Raw genomic sequence first — 20,844 nt, 5'->3', positions numbered from 1 at the left:
GGCTGTTAGTTAGAGGCGATTTTCGACAAAGGCCTCATCACGGATGCGGCGTATCCACGCCTGCATGGCCGGGTCTGTTTTACGCGCGCGCAGCACCTCCTGGGCCTTTTCACGCTGCACCTTTGCGGTGTTGTCGTGGTCTCTGCGTTCCAGCACCTGCAGTACATGCCAGCCAAACTGGGTGCGTACCGGCTGGCTGATCTCATTCACTGCCAGGGCCTGCATCGCCTGTTCAAACTCGGGCACCATCTCACCCGGATTCACCCAGCCCAGGTCGCCGCCCTGGACGGCGGAACCGGGGTCCTTGGATTCGGCCCTGGCCAGCGATGCAAAATCCTCTCCGTCCAGCAGACGCCGGCGGATCTCGTGCAGCCGTGCGAGGGCCTGGTCATTGTCCTCTCCCAGCTCCGGGCGAATCAGGATGTGGCGGGCATGGCTCTGCGTCACCACATGCCGGGCCTCGGGGCTGCGCTGGTCCAGCAATTTAATGATGTGAAAACCACTGGGGCTGCGCAGGGCGTCGCTGATGCTGTTGTCTTGTTGCAAGAGCACCCAGTCAGCAAACAGGGTCGGCAGGGCGGCGGCCCGACGCCAGCCAAGATCGCCGCCTTCCAGCGCCTGCTGCCCGTCAGACACCGACACCGCAGTCTGATAAAAATCGGCGCCGGCACGCAGTTCGGCAACCACCTTTTCGGCCTTTGCCCGGGCCGCGGCAATGTTCTCCGCGCTCGCCGCTTCGGGTACGGAAATCAGGATATGGCCGAGATGGAATTCCTTATCGACACCACTGCGCAATGCCTGGTTGCTGATAAAGGTGTCTATTTCCTGTTGGGTGATGACGATCCGGTTGGTTACCTGGCTCTGCTGCAGACGATTGATGGTGATCTCTTCACGCATGTTTTCGCGAAAGTCTTCATAGTCCAGCCCCTCTCTGGCAAGGGTGTCACGGAACTGGCCCAGGCTCATGCGGTTCTGCGCGGCGATATTTTCCACGGTGCGATTGAGGGTCTCCTCATCCACCCGGATGCTGCCGCGGTTTGCAATCTGCAACTGAATGTTGCGCAGGATCAGGCGCTCCAGCAATTGGCGCTGCAGCACCGCGTCGGGGGGCAGCTGGGTGTTCTGCTGACGCAGCTGCTGTTTGATCAGCTGCATCTCCTTGTCCAGCTCGAGGGCGGTGATCACCTGATCATTGACCACCGCCACGATGCGATCCAGCGGATCGGCAATTGTCAGCGCGGCCTGCGCCGAGGGGCCGGTAAGGGGCAGTGTGATCAGGCTGGCCATCATCGCCAGCGTTACTATCATGCCCAGGCTTCGGTTGTTGCTTACAACTTGCTTCATGGAAAAGGCTCTCTCGGTTGCTATTGGCTGGCGGTTTTCGGTGGGCACCCGGCGTACGCATGCGGCGGCTCAGGGCGCTAGGATATCACGTGCCAGCAGATCCTCGACCTTACGGCCCACGCTGGTCAGGCCCTTCAGCTCCAGTTGCAGCCACAGGGAGTCGCTCAGCTCGGCCTCGCTGACATCCACCCGGTAACGGCGTTGCACCACGCGCAGCGACCAGCAGCAGCTCTGGTACTCGATGCCGGCCAGCGACTCCAGCGTCACCTCTTCTTCCAGCGCGCGCAGCCAGCGGCCCACCACCGACCAGCGCGCGGTCACCGGCCACATCCCGGCGATATCCACCTGCTTGCGGATGTCGCGTTCATAACGATAGCCCAGCCGCAGCACCCGGCGCTGATCCTTCTGATAGCGCCAGTCCAGGGTGCCCCGTTCGGTCTTCTCTTCGCGGTCATTCCACTGCCAGCTGGCGCTGGCGCTCTGGGTCGGTGTCCAGCGACTGCGCAGCATCGCCAGCCAGTCCGACTGCGCCTCGGTCTCCACGCTCTGCCCCGGCAGGGTCACCTCGCGGTCACGAAAATAGAGGATACGACCCAGGCCTGCGTTCAACAGTTCCCGGCCGCGCTCATCATAAAAGCGGGTGTTGAGCGCCAGGCTCAGCTGATTGGCGTCGCCGACACGGTCGGCCCCGTTGAAGCGATTTTCCCGAAACAGCTGATCAAAACCGAACAGCGACAGGCTGCTGTCAAACACCCGCGACACGCCGGCCGTATCGACGATCAGCTCATCCTGTTGCCGTTTGGGTACGTACAGATAATAGAGGCGTGGCTCCAGGGTCTGGCGTCGGGCCCGGCCCCAGCCCTCCAGCTCACGTTCGAACACCAGCCCGCCATCCAGGCTAAACAGGGGCAGGCTGCGCGCCGGGCTGGCATCGACGCCGGGATCCACCTCGTGTCGCGACTCCTGCAGGGCATACTGGGTGTGGCGGAAGGACAGCCTCGGCAACAGGAAGCCTGGCGCCCCGCGCAGCGGCCAGCCCAGCTGGCCCTGCAGATCCAGCCGACTGCCCACCACACCCTCGGCGCGATCAAAGCGCACCGCCTCACCCGCCAGGCTCAGGGTCAGTCCCGCCGGCGCCACCCATTCGCGGCTGGAGAGCCGCAGCTGGGGCAGGCGCTGATAGGGGCGGGCGCTGACCGGCAGACTTTCATCCAGGGTCTGATAACCCTGCAACAGCAGGTTCGCGCGCCAGGCCTCGCCACGGTATTCCACCTCACCCCGGCGCTCCAGGTGGGTCACGCTGGTGGTCGCCAGGTCACCGCCAAAGTCATCCAGATAGTCCTTGTCCGACGCGAAGCGGTAGTCCATCTGGGTCCGCCATCCCGCCGCCGGCGTGCCGGCGTGGCTAAACTTCAGCGCACTGCGCTCCTCTCCGAACACCCGGTCATCGCTGATGTGGCCCAGATCCAGCTGGCCGCGGCTGTTTTCATTCAGGTAGCGAAACTCGCCCTCCAGCAAGGTGCCGCGGCGCGTCATCAGCCGTGGGGTCAGGGTCGCATCCCGCTGCGGCGCCATGTTCCAGTACCAGGGTACCGCCACCTCCGTGCCCGCCACCGAGGTCTCACCGATCGAGGGCACCAGGAAACCGGTCTTGCGACCCGCCAGCGGAAAACTCAGGTAGGGGAAATAGAAGATCGGCACGTGCAGAAAACTGACGCGGGCGTGGCGGGCGACGCCCTCATTGGCCGCCGTGTCCAGCTCCAGGCTGGAGGCCCTCAGCAGCCAGATCTCATTGCCTTCATCGCAGGTGGTGAAGCGGGCCGCCTGCAGGCGGGTGCGGGTGGGGCCCAGCAGCTCCAGCCTGTCGGCCTGGCCACGAATATGCTGGTCGGTCAGCCAGAAGCGGGCGGGACTGAAATCGCCGCTGTCGGTCGCCAGGTCCAGACGGGCGCTGTCGCTGGTCAACACCTGGGTCCCGTTTTCGTAACGCACCTGGCCGTCGGCCTGCACGGTCTCGGTCTGTTCGTCGTAGTGCAGGCGGTCCGCCCACAGCCGCTGCCCGTCCTGGCGGCCCACCACCTTGCCCTCCAGCCGGTACTGATTTTTTTCGATTACTGCCTGGTCCGCGCTAAAGCGCCAGCCCGGCTGGTCGGTGCCCGCTGGCGCCGGGTATGGCGGGGCGATGTCGACAAAGGGTGTGCGGCAGTGTTGCCAGGGTATCTCCGCCGCCGACAGCGCCGGGGCGCACAGCAGCAGGGCGCCGGCCATAGCCGCCGTCGCCACTGCGACGCGGTGTGCACTATGGGCCAGGCGGGGTCTCGCGGGCATGTCGTGCTTATTTGCCAATACAGAAGCTGGCGAAGATCTTTCCCAGCAGCTCGTCGGCGGTGACCGTGCCGGTGATCTCGCCCAGCACCTGCTGGGCCTGCCGCAGCTCCTCCGCCAGCAGCTCACCGGCGGCGTAGTCCTGCAGCTGTCGTTGCCCATGCGCCAGGTGTTGCTGGGCCTGGGACAGGGCGTCCAGGTGACGGCGGCGCGCCATGAACTGGCCCTCACCGCTGGCCGCATAGCCGACACAGGTTTTGAGATGCTCGCGCAGGGCGGGCAGGCCGGCACCGGTCTGGGCCGAGACCGCCAGGGTCTCGAATCCCGTCACCGCCGGCTCCACCGGCGCCGCGCCCAGCAGGTCGAGTTTGTTCTGCAGCACCGTGATCGCCGGTCCGGCATCCGCCAGTCTGGCCAGCAGGTCCTGCTCCGGGGCGTCGAACGGCTGGGTCACGTCATGCAGGAACAGGATGCGATCGGCGGCCGCGATCTCCGCCCAGGCGCGGCGCACGCCCTCCTGCTCTACGGCGTCGTCGCTATCCCGCAGACCCGCGGTATCGATGATGTGCAGGGGCAGGCCATCGATCTGGATCTGCTCCCGCAGCACATCCCGGGTGGTGCCAGGAATGGCGGTGACGATGGCGGTGTCGCGGCCGGACAGGGCATTGAGCAGGGTCGATTTTCCGGCGTTGGGGCGGCCGGCGATCACCACGGTCATCCCCTCGCGCAGCAGGTTCCCCTGCTGGGCGCTGGCCAGCGTTTCGGCCAGCCGGGCCTGCACCGCCTCCAGCCGGGCCTGTACCTGGCCGTCGCCCAGAAAATCGATCTCCTCTTCCGGAAAGTCAATGGCGGATTCCACGTACTGGCGCAGCTCGGTGAGCGCCGCCACTAGCTCGTGCACCCGCTCGGAAAAGGCCCCCTGCAGGGAGCGCAACGCGAGGCGCGCCGCCTGGGCGGAGGCGCTGTCGATGAGATCGGCCACCGCCTCGGCCTGGGCCAGGTCCATCTTGTCATTGAGAAAGGCCCGCTCGGAGAACTCGCCGGGGCGGGCCGCGCGGGCCCCCAGGCCCAGGCAGCGCTGCAGCAGCATGTCCATCACCACCGGACCGCCGTGGCCCTGCAGTTCCAGCACATCTTCACCGGTAAAGGAGTGGGGGGCGGGGAAATAGAGGGCCAGGCCGGTGTCGAGCGCTGCGCCATCGGCGGCCCGAAAGGGGAGGTATTCCGCCTGGCGCGGGGCGGGCACATGGCCGACCATCTGCGCGGCGATGGCGCCGGCCAGGGGCCCGGAGATACGGATGATGCCCACCCCGCCACGTCCCGGCGGGGTGGCCAGGGCGGCGATGGTCTCTAAAGCGCTGTTGCGGTTGATCGCGTCACGGGTCTGCACTTTGGTTTGCAATCTGGTTTGCACTGAGGCTTGCACTATTTCCACCGTCGGCTCACTGCGCGTTTTCCGCCCCGGGGCGAGGCCGGCCTTACTACCGACCGCCTCCTAGCTGGCCTGCGCCTCGACCTGGCGGGTGATATACCATTGCTGGGCAATGGACAGGCAGTTATTCACCACCCAGTACAACACCAGCCCGGCCGGGAAGAAGGCAAAAAAGGCGGTAAAGATGATCGGCAGGGCCTGCATCACCTTTTGCTGCACGGGGTCCATCGGCGGCGGGTTGAGCTTTTGCTGAATGAACATGCTGATGCCCATCAACAGTGGCAGCACGTAATAGGGGTCCTTGGCGGACAGGTCCTGAATCCACAGGAAGAAGGGCGCCTGGCGCATTTCCACACTCTCCAGCAGCACCCAGTACAGCGCGATGAAGACCGGGATCTGCACCAGGATCGGCAGGCAGCCGCCCAGGGGATTGATCTTTTCCTTCTTGTAGATCTCCATCATCGCCTGGCTCATCTTCTGCCGGTCATCCCCGTAACGCTCCTTGAGAGCCTTCAGTTTGGGGGTCAGACGGCGCATGTTGGCCATGCTCTTGTAACTGGCGGCGGACAGCGGATAGAAGATCAGCTTGATGATCAGGGTCACGAAGACGATCGCCAGACCCCAGTTGCCCACCACGCTATAGATCTTTTCCATTACCCAGAACACGGGCTTGGCGAGGATATCCAGTACCCCATAGTCGACGGTCAGGCGCAGATTGGGATCGATCTGTTCCAGGCGATGCTGGTCCTTCGGGCCGGCAAAAAACCGTGTGCCGAAATGGGCGCGGCCACCCGGCTCGGCGACGCGCTCCTCACCGGAGAGGCCCAGCAGGTAACGGCCATCGGCCAGGGCCTTGGTGTAAAAGTGGCTGGCGGCATCGGCCGGGGGAATCCAGGCGGCCAGAAAGTAGTGCTGCAACATGGCGATCCAGCCGCCGGTGTTGTAACTCTGCTCCGGCTTCCATTGCGCCATGTCACTGAATTCCACCTTTTCGTAGGGGTCCCAGCTGCTGGAGACCACGCCACCCGTGTAGGTGTAGATGAACATGGACTCGCGCGCCATCTCGGTGCGCTGAAACTGCTCGTAGCTGCGACCCTTCCAGATCTCCTGACTGGCATTGTGTACCTCTACATCGATGGCAATGACATAGCTGTCGCGCTGGAAGGTGTAGGTTTTGGTGACCGCGATACCGTCATCGCTCTGCCAGCGCAGGGCCACCTTTAGCTCGTCCTGACCCTCGGTCAGCACATAGTCGGTTTGCTCGGCGCGATAGAGTGCATGGTGATCGGGGGCCTTGCCCTGTGAGGCGAGCAGGCCGGACTGCGCCACAAAATAGCGCGGCATGCGGTCATTCAATAACTGGATCGGGACCTCCGGCGTATCCTGTTCAGCCGGATACCGGGGCAAGGCCACCTGACTGATCTCGCCACCGGCGGTATTGATCGTCACCTTCAACATATCCGTGGTCACGCTGATCGACTCACCGCCCATCCTGGTGATGCCGGGCGCCGCATCGGCCTGGCTGCTGCTGGCGGGATCGCGCAGGCTCGGGATCACGGCCGGGGTATCGGCGGGCGGGACGGACGCCGTTTCACCCGCCACACCGGGGCCGCTGGTCTCGACCACCGCCGGGGCGGGCGGTTGATTTTCCGCCTGCCAGGCGGTGAAGATCATCAAAATGACCAACGAGAGGGCGATAAATAAAACCAGTCTTTGATTATCCATTATTTTTTACGGCGCACTTGTGATGATGTTGCTGTGAATGGGTACCGCCCGGGGCGTCCTGCCCGGGAACGAGATCGATGCCGCCCGGGTGCCAGGGGTGGCAGCGCAGCAGGCGCCGCAGGGCCAACCAGCCCCCCTTGATCACGCCATGCTGTTGCAGGGCCTCCTGGGCATAACAGGAACAACTGGGATAAAAACGGCAACTCGGACCGAGCAGGGGGCTCAGCAGATATTGATACGCACGGATGATGAGGATCAGGATTTTTCGCATCGTTTTGCGACTCTTCGCCAGTGTGCCTTCAGTGCCTTTGTCAGGTCCGGGTTGCTCGTCGTGTGTGCCGCGTCCCGATTCAACACCACGATATCCAGTCCCGACAGTATGGCGTAATGCTGCCTGAAACTCTCGCGGATCAGGCGTTTGACGCGATTACGTCCCACCGCGGTTTTGATGAAACGTTTGCTGATGGCCATACCAAGACGGGCATGATCCAACCCATTGTGTCGCGCCAGCACGGTGAGGGCGTTATCCGAGGAGCGGCATTCCGTTGCCTTGAACACGCATTGAAAATCGGCACTACTGAGCAGGCGATAAGTCTTCGGAAAACACTGGCCCGTGCATTTTTCGGCATGGCCATCCGTCTCATCTTCCGCCATTGGCTGATTCGCCATCTGCGATACCATTGAACCTGCTTTCAGTAGTGATGAGTTCAGCGGCTTATCCCACGTCTGTTCGACGGAAAACAGGCTGGATCTTCTGCTGGACCTTCTTAAGGGGAGCTCACGTCAGGTGAGCCCAGATCCGCAAACGGCCCCCGATCGTCTCATCCTGAGCCATCGGTTGGCGCGTCTGTTTTACGCGCTTAGGCGCTTACGGCCCTTGGCGCGACGGGCGCTGATGATCTTGCGGCCGGATTTTGTGGCCATACGGGCACGAAAGCCATGGGTACGCGCACGGCGTAAATTGCTGGGTTGAAAGGTTCTTTTCATAGCACTATCTTCCGAAGTTTTTAATTATGTCGCGGTGCATTGCTAGTCCCTACCCGATGTCCCGGGTCCGGAAAGAGCAGTGACACCCTTGAGTGTAGATTTTTGATTCACTTTGCCGGTCGCCTCTGGCGGCGGACCTTTTAGCACCGGGTCTTTACCACAGGTCTTTTTTACTGACTTATTTTTTACGAACTACTCTATGAGGAGTATGGGGTTCCACAAAAAGTGATCCGCTAAATCCGGCCCTAAAACCCAGGGCCTTATACCCGTAAAAAGCGGCGCAGATTACTTTAAAAAGGCCTGTTGTGTCAAGCGATTACCCCCTCTAACGGCGATAAGAGATATTTGTCCACCGGTGTGGATAACTTTCCCCGGCACGGGTAAACTCGGCGATCTTTATGGCAACTCGTTTTCAAGCGTAGCGCTTGGACCTTCACTGCACATCATGACCTATTTCGCCCTTCATGTCGGTTACCGCAGCCTCTCCCTCGTGGAGCGTCTGTCTTGAGCCTGTTTACCGAGATCTGGCGGCAGTGCCTGGTCCGTCTCGAGGCCGAACTGACCTCCCAGCAGTTCAATACCTGGATTCGGCCCCTGCAGGTGATGGAGGACAACACCCAGCTACGCCTGCTGGCGCCGAATCGTTTTGTGCTGGACTGGGTCAACACGCGGCTCCTCGAGCGCATCGAGGCGATGGTCAAGGAGACCGGTGACGACAGCATCCGTCACGACGTCATCCTGGAGATCGGCGGTTCCTCTCCCAGCCTCAACCAGACCGCCCGCCGCGAGCGCGCGGCCGGTAGTGCCGGCCCCATGCCGGTGCAACGGGGCAATGACCGGCAGCGCAACAGCAAGGTCTCGCACAATAGCGGCCTCAATCTCAGCGCCACGTTTGAAAACTTTATCGAAGGCAAATCCAACCAACTGGCCCGTGCGGCCTCCTACCAGATCGGCGAAAATCCGGGCGGCGCCTATAACCCCCTGTTTATCTATGGCGGGGTGGGGCTGGGAAAAACCCATCTCATGCATGCCGTGGGCAACCTCATTGTGGAGCGCAACCCGGCCGCCAAGGTCGTCTACCTGCACTCCGAGCGCTTTGTGCAGGACATGGTGAAGGCCCTGCAGCACAATGCGATCGACGACTTCAAGCGCTATTACCGTTCCGTCAATGCCCTGTTGATCGATGACATCCAGTTTTTTGCCGGCAAGGAACGGTCGCAGGAAGAATTCTTCCATACTTTCAATGCGTTACTGGAAGGTCAGCAACAGATCATCCTCACCTGTGATCGCTATCCCAAGGAGGTTTCGGGACTGGAAGAACGCCTGAAATCGCGTTTCGGCTGGGGATTGACCGTGGCGATCGAACCGCCGGAGCTGGAGACACGGGTCGCTATTCTGATGACCAAGGCCGCCCAAATGGGGGTGGAACTACCGCAGGATGTCGCCTTCTTTATCGCCAAGCGGATCCGCTCCAATATTCGAGAGCTGGAAGGGGCCTTGCGCCGGGTCACCGCCAACGCCAAGTTTACCGGCCAGCCCATCACCCCGGATTTTGCAAAACTGGCCCTCAAGGATCTCATCGCCCTACAGGACAAGCTGGTCACGATCGAAAATATACAGAAAACTGTCGCAGAGTATTTTAAAATACGCGTCGCAGAGTTATTGTCCAAAAAGCGAACCCGATCCATTGCCCGGCCCCGACAGATCGCCATGGCGATCGCCAAGGAACTGACCAATCACAGCCTGCCTGAGATTGGGGATGCCTTTGGCGGCCGTGATCACACCACCGTATTACATGCCTGTCGCAAGGTGGCGGACTTAAAAATAACGGAGCCACGCATCATGGAGGACTATTCGAACATTATGCGGACCCTGTCCAGTTAATGTCTTTCTCCACCACCTGACACACATAATGGGCAATAATGGATCGATATTGATACGGAAAACGACACAAATGATCCTCGTAAAAGCTCGGTCCAAATCCTGGGTACAGACTGTGGATAACTTTTTAAAACAATAGATTCACAAACTTATCCACATTTTGCCCACAGGATTTGGGGCATCGATACCGGCCTTATCAAGCGGGTTTGAAACGAGATAACTCATTGAATATAAATAATAAATAGAGTTATCCACAGTTGTGCGTAAGCCTAATAATAGTAATAATAACTTCTTTAAATAATACTTTATTTAAATAGATGGGATAAGAACAACATGAAATTCTCCATACAACGAGAAACCTTGCTCAAGCCTCTGCAGACGATTGTCGGTGTTGTCGAGCGTCGTCAGACCCTGCCGGTATTATCCAACATCCTGGTAGCAGTAAGCCCGGATAAGTTGTCCATGACGGCCACCGATCTTGAGGTGGAAATGATCGCTACGGTGGCTTTGGAGGGTGCAGTGCCGGGGGATATCACGATTCCCGCACGCAAGATCGTCGATATCTGCCGTGCCCTTCCCGATGGCGCCACCGTACAGATCGCCCTCGATACCGATAAACAACGGGTCACCGTGCGCTCGGGCAAGAGCCGGTTTAATCTCACCACCCTTCCGGTCAGCGATTTCCCCAGCGTAGACGAAATCACCAGCCAGTTTGATTTCTCGCTTCCCCAAAATATTCTCAAGCGTCTGATCGAGAAAACCAGCTTTGCCATGGCCCAACAGGATGTACGTTATTACCTGAATGGCCTGTTGCTTGAGATCTCAAAGGGCAAGGTGCGTGCCGTGGCCACCGATGGGCATCGCCTGGCCCTGTGTTCACACGACTGTGATGTCAGCCCTGCTGATACACTGCAGATCATTGTGCCCCGCAAGGGTGTGGCCGAACTGGTCAAATTGCTTGAGGATAGCGATGCGCCGGTGCAGATCCAGGTGAGCAATAATCACATCAAGATGAGGCTCAATGACTTTATTTTCACCTCAAAACTGATTGATGGCCGCTTCCCGGATTACGAACGGGTGATCCCCAAAAACTCAGATAAACATATTTCGGCCGAACGTGAGCTGCTGCGCCATGCCCTGCTGCGCACCTCGATCCTGTCCAATGAAAAGTACCGTGGTATCCGTCTGCGGCTGTCCAATAATCTGTTGCAGGCCCAGGCCAACAATCCCGAAATGGAAGAGGCGGAGGAGGAGATCGAGGTCAACTATTCCGGTGCTGATTTGGAGATCGGATTCAATGTCAGCTATTTTCTCGATGCCCTGGCCACCATTGATGATGACTCCGTGGCCATTGAACTCGGGGATGCCAACAGCAGCTGTGTGATCCGTCCCCAGGAAGACAGCAGCTGTACCTACGTCATCATGCCCATGCGACTCTAACGCGTCCGGCGGACAGCTGTCCGCCCAGCAGTACCTATGTTGATTAACCTGCGTACTTAAGGCCAATGGCCATTCAGACACTGGAGATCCAGCATCTCCGTAATCTCACCGATCTTGTCATTTCGCCGCAACCAGGCCTCAATTTTGTGTTTGGGGCCAACGGCAGCGGCAAAACCAGCCTGCTGGAGGCGATCCACTGTCTGGGTCGCGGCAAGTCCTTTCGCACCCACAAAACCAATCTGCTTATCAATGAGCATTCCCAGGCCTTTACCGTGGTCGGCAGGATTCGACAAAAGGGACGGAACATCACTATTGGTATGCAGCGTTCCGCGGGCCACAGCCAAATCCGCCTCAACGGCCACAATATCACCCGCATCAGCGAGCTGACCGAGGTTCTCCCCATTGCCGTGATCGACCCTGGACTCCATCGCCTGATGGAGGAGGGACCGGACCTGCGCCGACGATTCCTGGACTGGGGGGTGTTCCACGTGGAACACGCTTTCAACGGGATCTGGAATAACTACCGTCGTTGCCTGGCCCAGCGCAACGCGGCTCTGCGGGCGGGGTGGTCCCAACAGGCCATTGCCCACTGGGACCAGGAGCTGGCGGCAGCAGGCGGTCAGCTGGATCGGGCGCGTCGCGCCTATCTGGAGAGGCTGCTGCCTTTTGTCCGCGAGTTCCTTGTCGCGTTTCCGGCCGTCGCGGGGATCGATATCCGTTATTTGCAAGGCTGGCGTGAGGGAGAGGACTATCTCTCCTATCTATCTGCCCACTATCTCTCCGATCGAGAGCGGGGCTTTACCCAGTTCGGCCCCCATCGCGCGGACCTTCGGATCCGCATCGAAGGCGTAGAGGCGCGGGACTTCCTCTCCCGAGGCCAGCAGAAGATCCTGGTGGCGAATCTGATCCTTGCCCAGTGTCGGCAGATGACGGCACAGAATATCTCGGCGGTGGTGTTGGTTGACGATCTGCCTGCCGAGCTGGATGCCGGCACCCGGGAGATTCTGCTGGAGTTATTGCAGAATTCCCAGGCCCAGGTTTTTTTGACCTCCACCGACCCCACCCACTTTGCGACGCGACCGTCAGCGGCGGGGGTGTTTCACGTGGAACATGGTCGGTTGCGACCCGTATAACCAGATGCTGGTGATATCGCGGGAAGGGTCGTCACCGGGGCGATAGGCTGAATGCAACGGCACTTTACCGCTAAAAATGGTACACTAGCGGCTTCCTGACATGAGGTACGGCAATGGCTAGCGACACTACCTACGATTCAACCAAAATCAAGGTTTTAAGGGGTCTGGATGCGGTGCGAAAGCGTCCCGGCATGTATATCGGCGACACCGATGATGGCACCGGCCTGCACCACATGGTGTTCGAGGCGGTGGATAACTCCATTGATGAGGCCCTGGCAGGTCATTGTACGGAGATCAGTGTCACGATTCATGAGGATGGCTCGCTGTCGGTGGCCGATAACGGCCGGGGTATCCCGGTGGACATTCATGAGGAGGAGGGTCGCTCTGCCGCCGAGGTCATCATGACCGTGTTGCATGCCGGCGGTAAGTTTGATGACAACTCCTACAAGATCTCGGGTGGGCTGCATGGCGTGGGCGTGTCCGTGGTCAACGCCCTGTCCGAGGTGTTGAAGCTGACGGTCTGGCGTAACGGTGAGGCCTATTTTCAGGAATACCACCACGGCAATCCCGTCAAGCCGCTGGAGGTGATCGGGAAGACTGACAGGACCGGTACCGAGATCCGTTTCCTGCCGAGTAGAGAGACCTTCACGGATGTTGAATTTCATTACGACATCCTTGCCAAGCGCCTGCGCGAACTGTCCTTCCTGAACTCGGGCGTGCGCATTGTGCTCAGCGATGAGCGAGTCGGCAAGGATAAGAAGGATGTGTTCGAGTATAAAGGGGGGATCAGCGCTTTTGTGGAACACCTCAATCGCAACAAGACCCCCCTGCATCCCAGCGTGTTTGGTTTTGTGACCGAAAAGGATGGCGTCGTGGTCGAGGTCGCCCTGCAGTGGAACGACTCCTATCAGGAAAATATCTTCTGTTTTACCAATAATATCCCCCAGCGTGATGGCGGTACCCACCTGGCCGGTTTCCGGGGCGGGCTGACCCGTACCCTGAATCAGTATATTGAATCGGAGGGGGCGGCGAAAAAGGCCAAGGTGTCCATGACGGGTGATGATGCCCGCGAGGGGCTGACGGCAGTGCTTTCCGTGAAGGTGCCGGATCCGAAGTTTTCCTCGCAGACCAAGGAAAAGTTGGTGTCTTCGGAGGTGAAGGGCATTGTGGAGTCGGCGATGTCGGAGAAGTGCCAGGAATTCCTGATGGAAAACCCCACGGATGCCAAGGCCATTGTCAGCAAGATCGTGGATGCCGCCCGTGCCCGTGAGGCCGCCCGCAAGGCGCGCGAAATGACGCGGCGTAAGGGCGCGCTGGATATTGCCGGCCTGCCGGGCAAGCTGGCGGACTGTCAGGAAAAGGATCCGGCCCTGTCCGAATTGTTCCTGGTGGAGGGTGACTCCGCCGGTGGTTCCGCGAAACAGGGGCGGGACCGACGCACCCAGGCCATCCTGCCGCTGAAGGGCAAGATCCTCAATGTCGAAAAGGCGCGCTTTGACAAGATGCTGTCGTCGGCGGAGGTGGGTACCCTGATTACCGCCCTGGGTTGCGGGATTGGGCGCGAAGAGTTTAATGCCGACAAATTGCGGTATCACCGCATCATCATCATGACGGATGCCGACGTGGACGGTTCACACATCCGCACCCTGTTGCTGACCTTTTTCTACCGCCAGATGCCCGAGCTCATCGAGCGCGGCCACATCTATATTGCCCAGCCGCCCCTGTACAAGGTGAAGAAGGGCAAACAGGAACGCTATGTCAAAGACGACAGCGAGCTGAATGAATACCTGTTGCAGTCGGCACTGGAGAGCGCGGGCCTCCACGTGAGTGCCGATAGCCCGGCGATTGCGGGGGTGACATTGGAAACGCTGGCGCAGCAATACCTGACCGTGAAGGCCACCATTGGGCGCTTGTCGAGTCGTTATCACATGGAGCTGCTGGACAAGATTGTCTATATGCCGGCGCTGACGGCGGAAAAACGCACGGACAAGGCGGCGGCAACGGCCTGGTTTGCCGAGCTGAGTGACCGGCTCAATGCGGACGATACCAGCGCGGTGCATTATGAGATCGCCGTGGAAGAGGACAACGAACACGGCGGCTGGTTGGCGCGGATCAATGCCATCAACCATAACGTGGGTAATGAGCGGGTGATGGCCAGCGACTTCTTCGCCTCCAGCGAATATCAGAATATGGTCGCGCTGGGCGAACAACTGAAGGACCTGCTGGGCGAGGGGGCCTTTGTGCAGCGGGGAGAACGCCGCAGCGATGTCACCAGCTTCCGCCAGGCCCTGGACTGGTTGATGGCCGAGGCGCGTCGTGGCCAGCACATCCAGCGCTATAAGGGTTTGGGCGAGATGAATCCGGAACAGCTGTGGGAGACCACCCTCGACGCCACTGCCCGGCGTCTGCTGCAGGTGAGGATCGAGGACGCGGTGGCCGCCGACGACGTGTTTACCACCCTGATGGGTGACCAGGTGGAGCCACGGCGTGAGTTCATTGAAACCAATGCCCTGCAGGTCGCAAACCTGGATATCTAGATTGTAAGTAAGTATTTACATACAATGCAGCCATTGCGCCGTAAATAGGTAGAAGGTAATGATGCCCGGTGAGGGGGTATCGGCCGGTCCGCTACCCTGTCTGTGAACCCCGGCGTTTGGCGACAGAAGATAAAAAAAGGCGGCAACCTGGAGAGGTTGCCGCCTTTTTTGTAGCGAGGATCTAGTACTCCTTCATTATTACATTGAAGGAGTACTAGCCTCAGAGATGCGGAGGTAACGAGCCGGTGGTCAGCGTCTCGTCGGTCGCCCGGTTCACGCCTCCTGGTGGTAACGGATCACCCGCTCGACCTCATTTTTAGAACCCAGCACCACCGGCACGCGCTGGTGCAGGCCCTCGGGCTGGATCTCCATGATGCGCTCGCGACCGGTGGAACAGACCCCGCCGGCCTGCTCGACGATGAAACCCATCGGGTTGGCCTCGTACATCAGGCGCAGCTTGCCCGGCTTGCTGGGGTCGCGGGTGTCTTTGGGATACATGAAGATACCGCCACGCATCAGGATGCGATAGACCTCGGCGACCATAGAGGCCACCCAGCGCATGTTGAAATCCTTGTCGCGCGCACCGGTGGTGCCGGCGATACATTCATCCACATAGCGCTGCATCGGCGCCTCCCAGTGGCGCTGGTTGGACATGTTGATGGCGAACTCCGCGGTATCCTCCGGGATGGTCATACCGGGATGGGTGAGGATGAACTCGCCGACGTTGTGATCCAGGGTGAAGCCATTCACGCCCTTGCCGGTGGTCAATACCAGCATGGTGGAGGGGCCGTACAGGGTGAAACCGCCGCACACCTGCTGGGTACCCGGCTGGAGAAAGTCTTCTGCGGTGGCGTCCTTGACGCCCTCGGGGCAGCGCAGAATGGAAAAGATACTGCCCACCGACAGGTTGACGTCGATATTGGACGAGCCATCAAGGGGGTCAAAGGTCAGCAGGTACTTGCCCTTAGGGTATTGCGCAGGAATCGGGTAGATATCGTCCATTTCCTCGGAGGCCATGGCCGCCAGATGACCGCCCCATTCGTTGGCCTTGAGAAAGATGTCGTTGGAGAGGATATCCAGTTTTTTCTGGGTCTCGCCCTGGATGTTTTCACTCCCCGCGGAACCCAGTACACCCACCAGGGCGCCCTGGTTGACGCAGCTGGAGATGGCCTTGCAGGCCGTGACCACGTCGTTGAGCAGCGCAGTAAAGTCGCCGGAGGCCGAGGGAGAGTTACGCTGTTCCTCGATGATAAATTGGGTAATCGTTTCGCCAGTATGCATTGTCTATTCCTGTTCTAGTTTTTGATCAAAATTCGTAATGGTTCGGTTCGTAATCGCCCGGTCAGAGTTCAGCCATGGTTTTGCCATAATTCAGCCATGGTTTGGCGGCTGTGCAAGTCTGCCGATGGCGTGTGACACTGTGACAACAGACCCCAAAAGTGGCCGCGAACCGCACCACCACACTGCCCGGTAAATACCGCCCGCCGGAGCGGATAGTCACAGCCTGACAGAGGTGGAAAACCCCGCCGGGCCGGCCCACGCGCGGCGGAAAAGCCGACCATTCTAGCACACCCCCGTCTTTATTTTAAATACGGGGGATTCTGCCAACCCAGCGGCCACCGTTCCCGTTTAATAGTTGCCTGCTCCCAGTGCAGCCCGTAGCATATGCCGGATTTCCCGCATTGACCGATCAAGAAGAGAACCGAGATGACAAAAACCGTCCGTATCGCCACCCGTAAAAGCCCCCTGGCCCTGTGGCAGGCCGAATTTGTGCGCGCCAGTCTGTTGGCCGCCAATCCAGGTCTCAATGTGGAGCTGGTAAAGATGGTCACCCAGGGCGACAAGATCCTCGATACCCCGCTGGCAAAGGTGGGGGGCAAGGGCCTGTTCGTCAAAGAGCTGGAGCAGGGCATGCAGCGCGGTGAGGCCGATATTGCGGTGCACTCCATGAAGGACGTGCCGGTGGAGTTTCCCGAGGGCCTGCACCTGGCGGTGATCTGTGAGCGCGAAGACCCGCGTGATGCCTTTGTCTCGAATACCTATAACACTATCGAGGACCTGCCGCAGGGCGCCAGGGTGGGTACCTCGAGCCTGCGCCGCACCTGCCAGATTCGCGCCTGGCGGCCCGACCTGGAGATTCTGGACCTGCGCGGCAATGTGAATTCCCGGCTGAGAAAGCTGGATGACGGTGAGTATGATGCAATCATCCTGGCCTGTGCCGGTCTGCTGCGCCTGGAGTTTGGTGAGCGGATACGCACCCACCTGGATCCGGGCTTCAGCCTGCCGGCCATCGGCCAGGGCGCGGTGGGTATTGAATGCCGCATTGACGATCCTTTCATCAATGGCCTGATCGCACCGCTCAATCACTCGGCGACGGCGATTCGGGTGCGGGCCGAGCGGGCCATGAATCATCGCCTGGAAGGCGGCTGCCAGGTACCCATTGGCGGTTTCGCCGAACTGGACGGCGACACTCTGCTGCTGCGGGGACTGGTGGGTCGCCCGGATGGTACCGAGATGGTACGGGGTGAGATTGCCGGGCGGGCCGAAGAGGCGGAATTTCTGGGCACCACCCTGGCGGATGACCTGTTGTCCCGCGGCGCCCGCGAGATATTACAGGAAGTCTATTCCTAAGAAATGTCGACCCCCGAGACGGATCTGTCGGGTATCACGGTCGCCGTCACCCGGCCGGCGCACCAGGCAGAATCCCTCTGTCACTCCATCCAGGCCCTGGGCGGCACCGCGTTACGTCTGCCGGTGATCGCCATCGGCCCCTGTACGGCTGCCGATGCGCAGAGGCTGGCGGAACAGCTCCGCCGGCTCGACGAATATCAGCTGGCCATCTTCATCAGCGCCAACGCCGTTTCCGCCACTCTGCAACAGCTGCCACCCGGACAAGTCTGGCCGGCAACGGTCGCGATCGCCGCCGTGGGTCAGGCCACCGCCCGGGCGATCAACGCACAAGGAAGCGCCCACGGACTGGTGGTATCGCTGGTCTCCCCCGAACCCTACAATAGTGAGGCCCTGCTGAGCCTGGAGCCGATGCAGAACCTGCAGGGCCAGCGCGTGATCATCTTCCGTGGCAAGGGGGGGCGAGAATGGCTCGGCGACACATTACAGGCGCGAGGCGCGACGGTGGAATACGCGGAGTGTTATCAGCGCGTAACGCCGGCCACAGACATGAGCCCATTGTTCCAGTTATGGGAGGCGGCTGTGCGAGTGCCGATTGTGGTGACCAGTAATGAGGGCCTGGAAAACCTGCATGCAATGGTGGGTGAGTCTCATCTACAATCACTCCTGAAGTCGCCGCTGATTGTCGTCAGTCAGCGCGCAGTAGACCTGGCTGAGTCGCTGGGATTTAAACAAAAACCCGTGGTGGCAAAAACGGCAAGTGATGAGGCCCTTTTGTCGGCCATCAAGTGGTGGAAGAGACATGAGCGATAAACCCGTAACAGCGAATTCCGAGCCAGCAAAACCCGAGGCCGCGAAACCCAAGGCCGCGAATGCCGATGCCACGAAAGCCGGTATCAGCCAGGAATCGACCGCGAAGGCTGGGCCTGCGGCTGGCGCCGCCACAAAGCCGACGGAGACGGCCAAACACCAGCCGGCGGCGAAAAAGAGGACAGACAGCCATCGCTCCCCGCTATCCCTGCTGGCGATGTTGATTGCCCTGCTCGCCGCGGGTGCCGCCGGTTATGGGCTCTGGCTGTTACAGATACAGGTGCCCCTCGGCGCGCAGCTGGTGAAAACCCAGGCTGCCTTGCAGACACAGGTCGCCCAGCTGGAACAGGGCTTGCAGCTCAGCCGCGCAGAATTGACGAAGCAGACGCGTGCACAGCAGGTGGTAGAGGATGAACTGCAGACGCTGGGCACGGCGATGCAGGATCTGTCGGCCAGCCTGGGCCGCAGCACCGTGGCCTGGCGCATGGCGGAGGTCGAGTATCTATTGACGGTGGCGAATCACCGCCTGATCCTGGCACAGGACCGTGAAACCGCAATCGCGATTTTTGAGACCGCCGATGAGCGCATCAGGGCGATTGGTGACACCTCGTTATTGAAGGTGCGCAAGGCAATAGCGGACGAATTACAGGCCCTGCGCGCGCTGCCTGAAGTGGATGTTGCGGGACTGGCGCTGCGCGTCGGCAGCCTGCTCGACAGTGTTGAACAGTTACCCCTGCGGGATAAAAACCGCATCGCCGCCGCAACCCGGGAGACTAGCGCAGAAACACCGCCGGCCGACTGGCAGCAGTTTGCGTTGGCCGTGTGGAACGATCTCAAAAGCCTGGTGCAGGTACGCCGTCACCAGCAGCCAACCGAGCCGTTACTGCCGCCAGACCAGACTCGACACCTCTATCAGAATCTCAGCCTCAAGCTCGAACAGGCACGCCTCGCCGTGCTGCAACGTGACACTGCGCTATTCCACCAATACCTCACGGAGGCAGAGGACTGGATACGGCATTATTTTGAGGCCGAATCCGCGGCGGTGGTCAATGCGCTGACGACGTTGGACACGCTGGCCGATAGTGAACTGCGGCCGACGATGCCGGATGTGAGTGCATCGCTGCGTCTGCTACGAGAAGTCATGCAGCAGCAACGAACCGCGACGCGGGTCGATAGCAAGCAGGGCACAACAGAATGAAAATACTGCTGATCAGCCTGGTGACATTATTAATAGCGGTGGTGGTCGCCCTGATCGCCATGGAAGATCCCGGCTACATGCTGATCGCGGTTGGAGGCTGGACGGTGGAGACCACCGTGGCATTGAGTGCGGTGATCATCGTGCTGGTATTTGTCACGCTCTATTACAGTATCCGCGCAACCCGGCGGGTATTGTCAGTACCCGAGGGCGTACGGCAGTGGCGAAAACAACGCCGCGAACAGCAGGCGTTAAAATCACTCACCCGTGGCCTGATTGATCTCGCGGAGGGGCATTGGGCAGCCGCGGAAAAGAAGGTGCTGAAATACGTGTCGGTGAGCGATAACCGTTACCCGGCCAAAGGCTCCACCAGGGACTCTATATCAGGTGAGGCGACATTACTCAATTATCTGGCGGCGGCGCGTGCCGCCCAGGCACAGGGCGCAGATCAGCGGCGTGACCACTATCTGAAACTGGCGCATGAGAATCACCCAGCGGCGGATATTGCGGTGGGTCTGACCCAGGCGGAATTGCAGCTTAAGCAGAATCAACTGGAACAGGCGCTGGCAACGCTACGACATCTGCAGCAGCTGGCACCGAAACAGCCGCAGGTATTGCAGGCGCTGGCGAAGCTTTATAAGCGGCTGGGTGATTGGGAACATGTATTGGAAATAGCGCCCTTGTTACGCAGGCATAAAGTGATGTCGGCAGACGCGGTTACCGAGCTTTCAGAACAGGCCTATTTGATGTTATTGCAGGCGGCGGATTCATTCTCCGAACTCTCCGATGTGTGGAGGCGCATGCCCGAGCCCTATCGGGAAACCGAAACCATTCTGGCGAGCTATGTAACACGCCTGCTGGAGATGGGTGAAAGTAATCTGGCCGAGCCATTGCTGCGTCATGCATTGCATCGACAGTTTAGTGAACCCCTGCTGCGGCTATACGGAAAAATAGAAGGCGCGGAGCCTGCTCGCCAATTGGCGCTGGTGGAATCCCTGCTGTTGAGCCATGCGCGAAATGCCGTTGCCCTGTTGACGGCGGGACGTTTGAGTCTGCGTAACAAATTATGGGGCAAGGCGCGCAGTTATCTGGAGGCCAGTGTGAATGCGCAGCCGAATGCGGAGGCCTATAATGAGCTGGGCAACCTGCTGGAGCGCATGGGCGAAAGTGTGGGAGCCGCGGAATGTTTTCGTGCCGGCCTGAGTCTGCTGCCGGGCTGTGAGCAGTCCACTCCGATCAGTATGGAGCTGGCGGCGAACCCGGTGATTGCCCTGTCGAATGAGGCCGTTTCTGAATCAGAGACGGTGATGAGAAAGGCCGTAGCCGGTCTGCGTACCACTACTTCCGGTGAGAGCCGAACCGCTATTGAGACGGCCGAGGCCGCATCTACAAAAGACGAAAAATAGA

General features: G+C 60.0%; 16 protein-coding genes. 8 read left to right on the top strand and 8 right to left on the bottom strand.

Annotated elements, in window-relative coordinates:
* Positions 1–9 precede the first annotated feature (9 nt).
* From RRB22_12525 to rpmH, 7 genes are all read right to left on the bottom strand, one after another.
* Positions 10–1,344, bottom strand: coding sequence for a peptidylprolyl isomerase (locus tag RRB22_12525; GenBank protein MDT8385230.1), 1,335 nt, complete (start codon positions 1,342–1,344; stop codon positions 10–12).
* A 69-nt stretch (positions 1,345–1,413) separates the two neighbouring features.
* Positions 1,414–3,672, bottom strand: coding sequence for an LPS-assembly protein LptD (locus RRB22_12520; GenBank protein MDT8385229.1), 2,259 nt, complete (start codon positions 3,670–3,672; stop codon positions 1,414–1,416).
* Between the two features lie 7 nt (positions 3,673–3,679).
* Complete coding sequence (gene mnmE, locus RRB22_12515; protein ID MDT8385228.1) at positions 3,680–5,071, bottom strand: tRNA uridine-5-carboxymethylaminomethyl(34) synthesis GTPase MnmE; 1,392 nt, start codon at positions 5,069–5,071, stop codon at positions 3,680–3,682.
* A gap of 93 nt (positions 5,072–5,164) precedes the next feature.
* Entirely contained in the window at positions 5,165–6,826 is a 1,662-nt protein-coding gene (gene yidC / locus RRB22_12510; GenBank protein ID MDT8385227.1) for a membrane protein insertase YidC, read from the bottom strand.
* The gene (gene yidD, locus RRB22_12505; GenBank protein ID MDT8385226.1) at positions 6,819–7,097 is read right to left on the bottom strand and encodes a membrane protein insertion efficiency factor YidD; all 279 of its coding nucleotides are present in this window, start codon (positions 7,095–7,097) and stop codon (positions 6,819–6,821) included. Before yidD ends, yidC begins: the two co-directional genes overlap by 8 nt.
* Positions 7,082–7,495, bottom strand: a complete 414-nt coding sequence (gene rnpA / locus RRB22_12500; protein MDT8385225.1) for a ribonuclease P protein component — start codon at positions 7,493–7,495, stop codon at positions 7,082–7,084. The genes yidD and rnpA overlap by 16 nt, the downstream gene beginning before the upstream one ends.
* A gap of 183 nt (positions 7,496–7,678) precedes the next feature.
* On the bottom strand, positions 7,679–7,813 hold the full coding sequence (gene rpmH, locus RRB22_12495) for a 50S ribosomal protein L34 (protein MDT8385224.1): 135 nt from the start codon (positions 7,811–7,813) through the stop codon (positions 7,679–7,681).
* A gap of 510 nt (positions 7,814–8,323) precedes the next feature.
* Between rpmH and dnaA the strand changes: the two genes are divergently transcribed.
* The 4 genes from dnaA to gyrB all read left to right on the top strand — a co-directional run bounded on the left by dnaA (position 8,324) and on the right by gyrB (position 14,804).
* Positions 8,324–9,697: a chromosomal replication initiator protein DnaA gene (gene dnaA, locus RRB22_12490; GenBank protein ID MDT8385223.1), complete on the top strand. Its 1,374-nt coding sequence runs from the start codon at positions 8,324–8,326 to the stop codon at positions 9,695–9,697.
* Positions 9,698–10,027: 330 nt separating this feature from the next.
* A complete protein-coding gene (dnaN, locus tag RRB22_12485) occupies positions 10,028–11,134 on the top strand; it encodes a DNA polymerase III subunit beta (GenBank protein MDT8385222.1) in 1,107 nt (368 codons plus the stop codon).
* 65 nt (positions 11,135–11,199) lie between these two features.
* Entirely contained in the window at positions 11,200–12,267 is a 1,068-nt protein-coding gene (gene recF, locus RRB22_12480; GenBank protein ID MDT8385221.1) for a DNA replication/repair protein RecF, read from the top strand.
* Between the two features lie 113 nt (positions 12,268–12,380).
* Positions 12,381–14,804, top strand: a complete 2,424-nt coding sequence (gyrB, locus tag RRB22_12475) for a DNA topoisomerase (ATP-hydrolyzing) subunit B (GenBank protein ID MDT8385220.1) — start codon at positions 12,381–12,383, stop codon at positions 14,802–14,804.
* 273 nt (positions 14,805–15,077) lie between these two features.
* Here gyrB and RRB22_12470 read toward each other — a convergent pair whose 3' ends face one another.
* Complete coding sequence (locus RRB22_12470; protein MDT8385219.1) at positions 15,078–16,085, bottom strand: class 1 fructose-bisphosphatase; 1,008 nt, start codon at positions 16,083–16,085, stop codon at positions 15,078–15,080.
* Positions 16,086–16,511: 426 nt separating this feature from the next.
* On the opposite strand from RRB22_12470, the gene hemC reads away from it, so the two are divergent.
* Genes hemC through RRB22_12450 form a run of 4 tightly spaced genes read left to right on the top strand, consistent with a single transcriptional unit; the run spans position 16,512 to position 20,843 of the window.
* Entirely contained in the window at positions 16,512–17,435 is a 924-nt protein-coding gene (hemC, locus tag RRB22_12465; GenBank protein ID MDT8385218.1) for a hydroxymethylbilane synthase, read from the top strand.
* A gap of 3 nt (positions 17,436–17,438) precedes the next feature.
* A complete protein-coding gene (locus RRB22_12460; protein MDT8385217.1) occupies positions 17,439–18,245 on the top strand; it encodes a uroporphyrinogen-III synthase in 807 nt (268 codons plus the stop codon).
* Entirely contained in the window at positions 18,235–19,440 is a 1,206-nt protein-coding gene (locus RRB22_12455) for a uroporphyrinogen-III C-methyltransferase (protein MDT8385216.1), read from the top strand. The genes RRB22_12460 and RRB22_12455 overlap by 11 nt, the downstream gene beginning before the upstream one ends.
* A complete protein-coding gene (locus tag RRB22_12450) occupies positions 19,437–20,843 on the top strand; it encodes a heme biosynthesis HemY N-terminal domain-containing protein (GenBank protein ID MDT8385215.1) in 1,407 nt (468 codons plus the stop codon). Before RRB22_12455 ends, RRB22_12450 begins: the two co-directional genes overlap by 4 nt.
* Position 20,844: the final 1 nt, after the last annotated feature.

It is taken from the genome of Gammaproteobacteria bacterium, assembly GCA_032250735.1.
In the GTDB taxonomy this organism is placed as follows: Bacteria; Pseudomonadota; Gammaproteobacteria; order SZUA-152; family SZUA-152; genus SZUA-152.
Note: the sequence above shows the minus strand (reverse complement) of the source record. Positions and strands in the feature narration are given on the sequence as shown.

Bases quoted from the DNA above. Each gene is read 5' to 3' on its own strand.
- dnaN (MDT8385222.1), top strand. From the start codon at position 10,028: ATGAAATTCTCCATACAACGAGAAACCTTGCTCAAGCCTCTGCAGACG.
- RRB22_12460 (MDT8385217.1), top strand. From the start codon at position 17,439: ATGTCGACCCCCGAGACGGATCTGTCGGGTATCACGGTCGCCGTCACC.
- hemC (MDT8385218.1), top strand. From the start codon at position 16,512: ATGACAAAAACCGTCCGTATCGCCACCCGTAAAAGCCCCCTGGCCCTG.
- recF (MDT8385221.1), top strand. From the start codon at position 11,200: ATGGCCATTCAGACACTGGAGATCCAGCATCTCCGTAATCTCACCGAT.
- RRB22_12525 (MDT8385230.1), bottom strand. From the start codon at position 1,344: ATGAAGCAAGTTGTAAGCAACAACCGAAGCCTGGGCATGATAGTAACG.
- RRB22_12450 (MDT8385215.1), top strand. From the start codon at position 19,437: ATGAAAATACTGCTGATCAGCCTGGTGACATTATTAATAGCGGTGGTG.
- RRB22_12470 (MDT8385219.1), bottom strand. From the start codon at position 16,085: ATGCATACTGGCGAAACGATTACCCAATTTATCATCGAGGAACAGCGT.
- yidD (MDT8385226.1), bottom strand. From the start codon at position 7,097: ATGCGAAAAATCCTGATCCTCATCATCCGTGCGTATCAATATCTGCTG.
- RRB22_12520 (MDT8385229.1), bottom strand. From the start codon at position 3,672: ATGCCCGCGAGACCCCGCCTGGCCCATAGTGCACACCGCGTCGCAGTG.
- gyrB (MDT8385220.1), top strand. From the start codon at position 12,381: ATGGCTAGCGACACTACCTACGATTCAACCAAAATCAAGGTTTTAAGG.
- yidC (MDT8385227.1), bottom strand. From the start codon at position 6,826: ATGGATAATCAAAGACTGGTTTTATTTATCGCCCTCTCGTTGGTCATT.
- RRB22_12455 (MDT8385216.1), top strand. From the start codon at position 18,235: ATGAGCGATAAACCCGTAACAGCGAATTCCGAGCCAGCAAAACCCGAG.
- rnpA (MDT8385225.1), bottom strand. From the start codon at position 7,495: ATGGCGAATCAGCCAATGGCGGAAGATGAGACGGATGGCCATGCCGAA.
- rpmH (MDT8385224.1), bottom strand. From the start codon at position 7,813: ATGAAAAGAACCTTTCAACCCAGCAATTTACGCCGTGCGCGTACCCAT.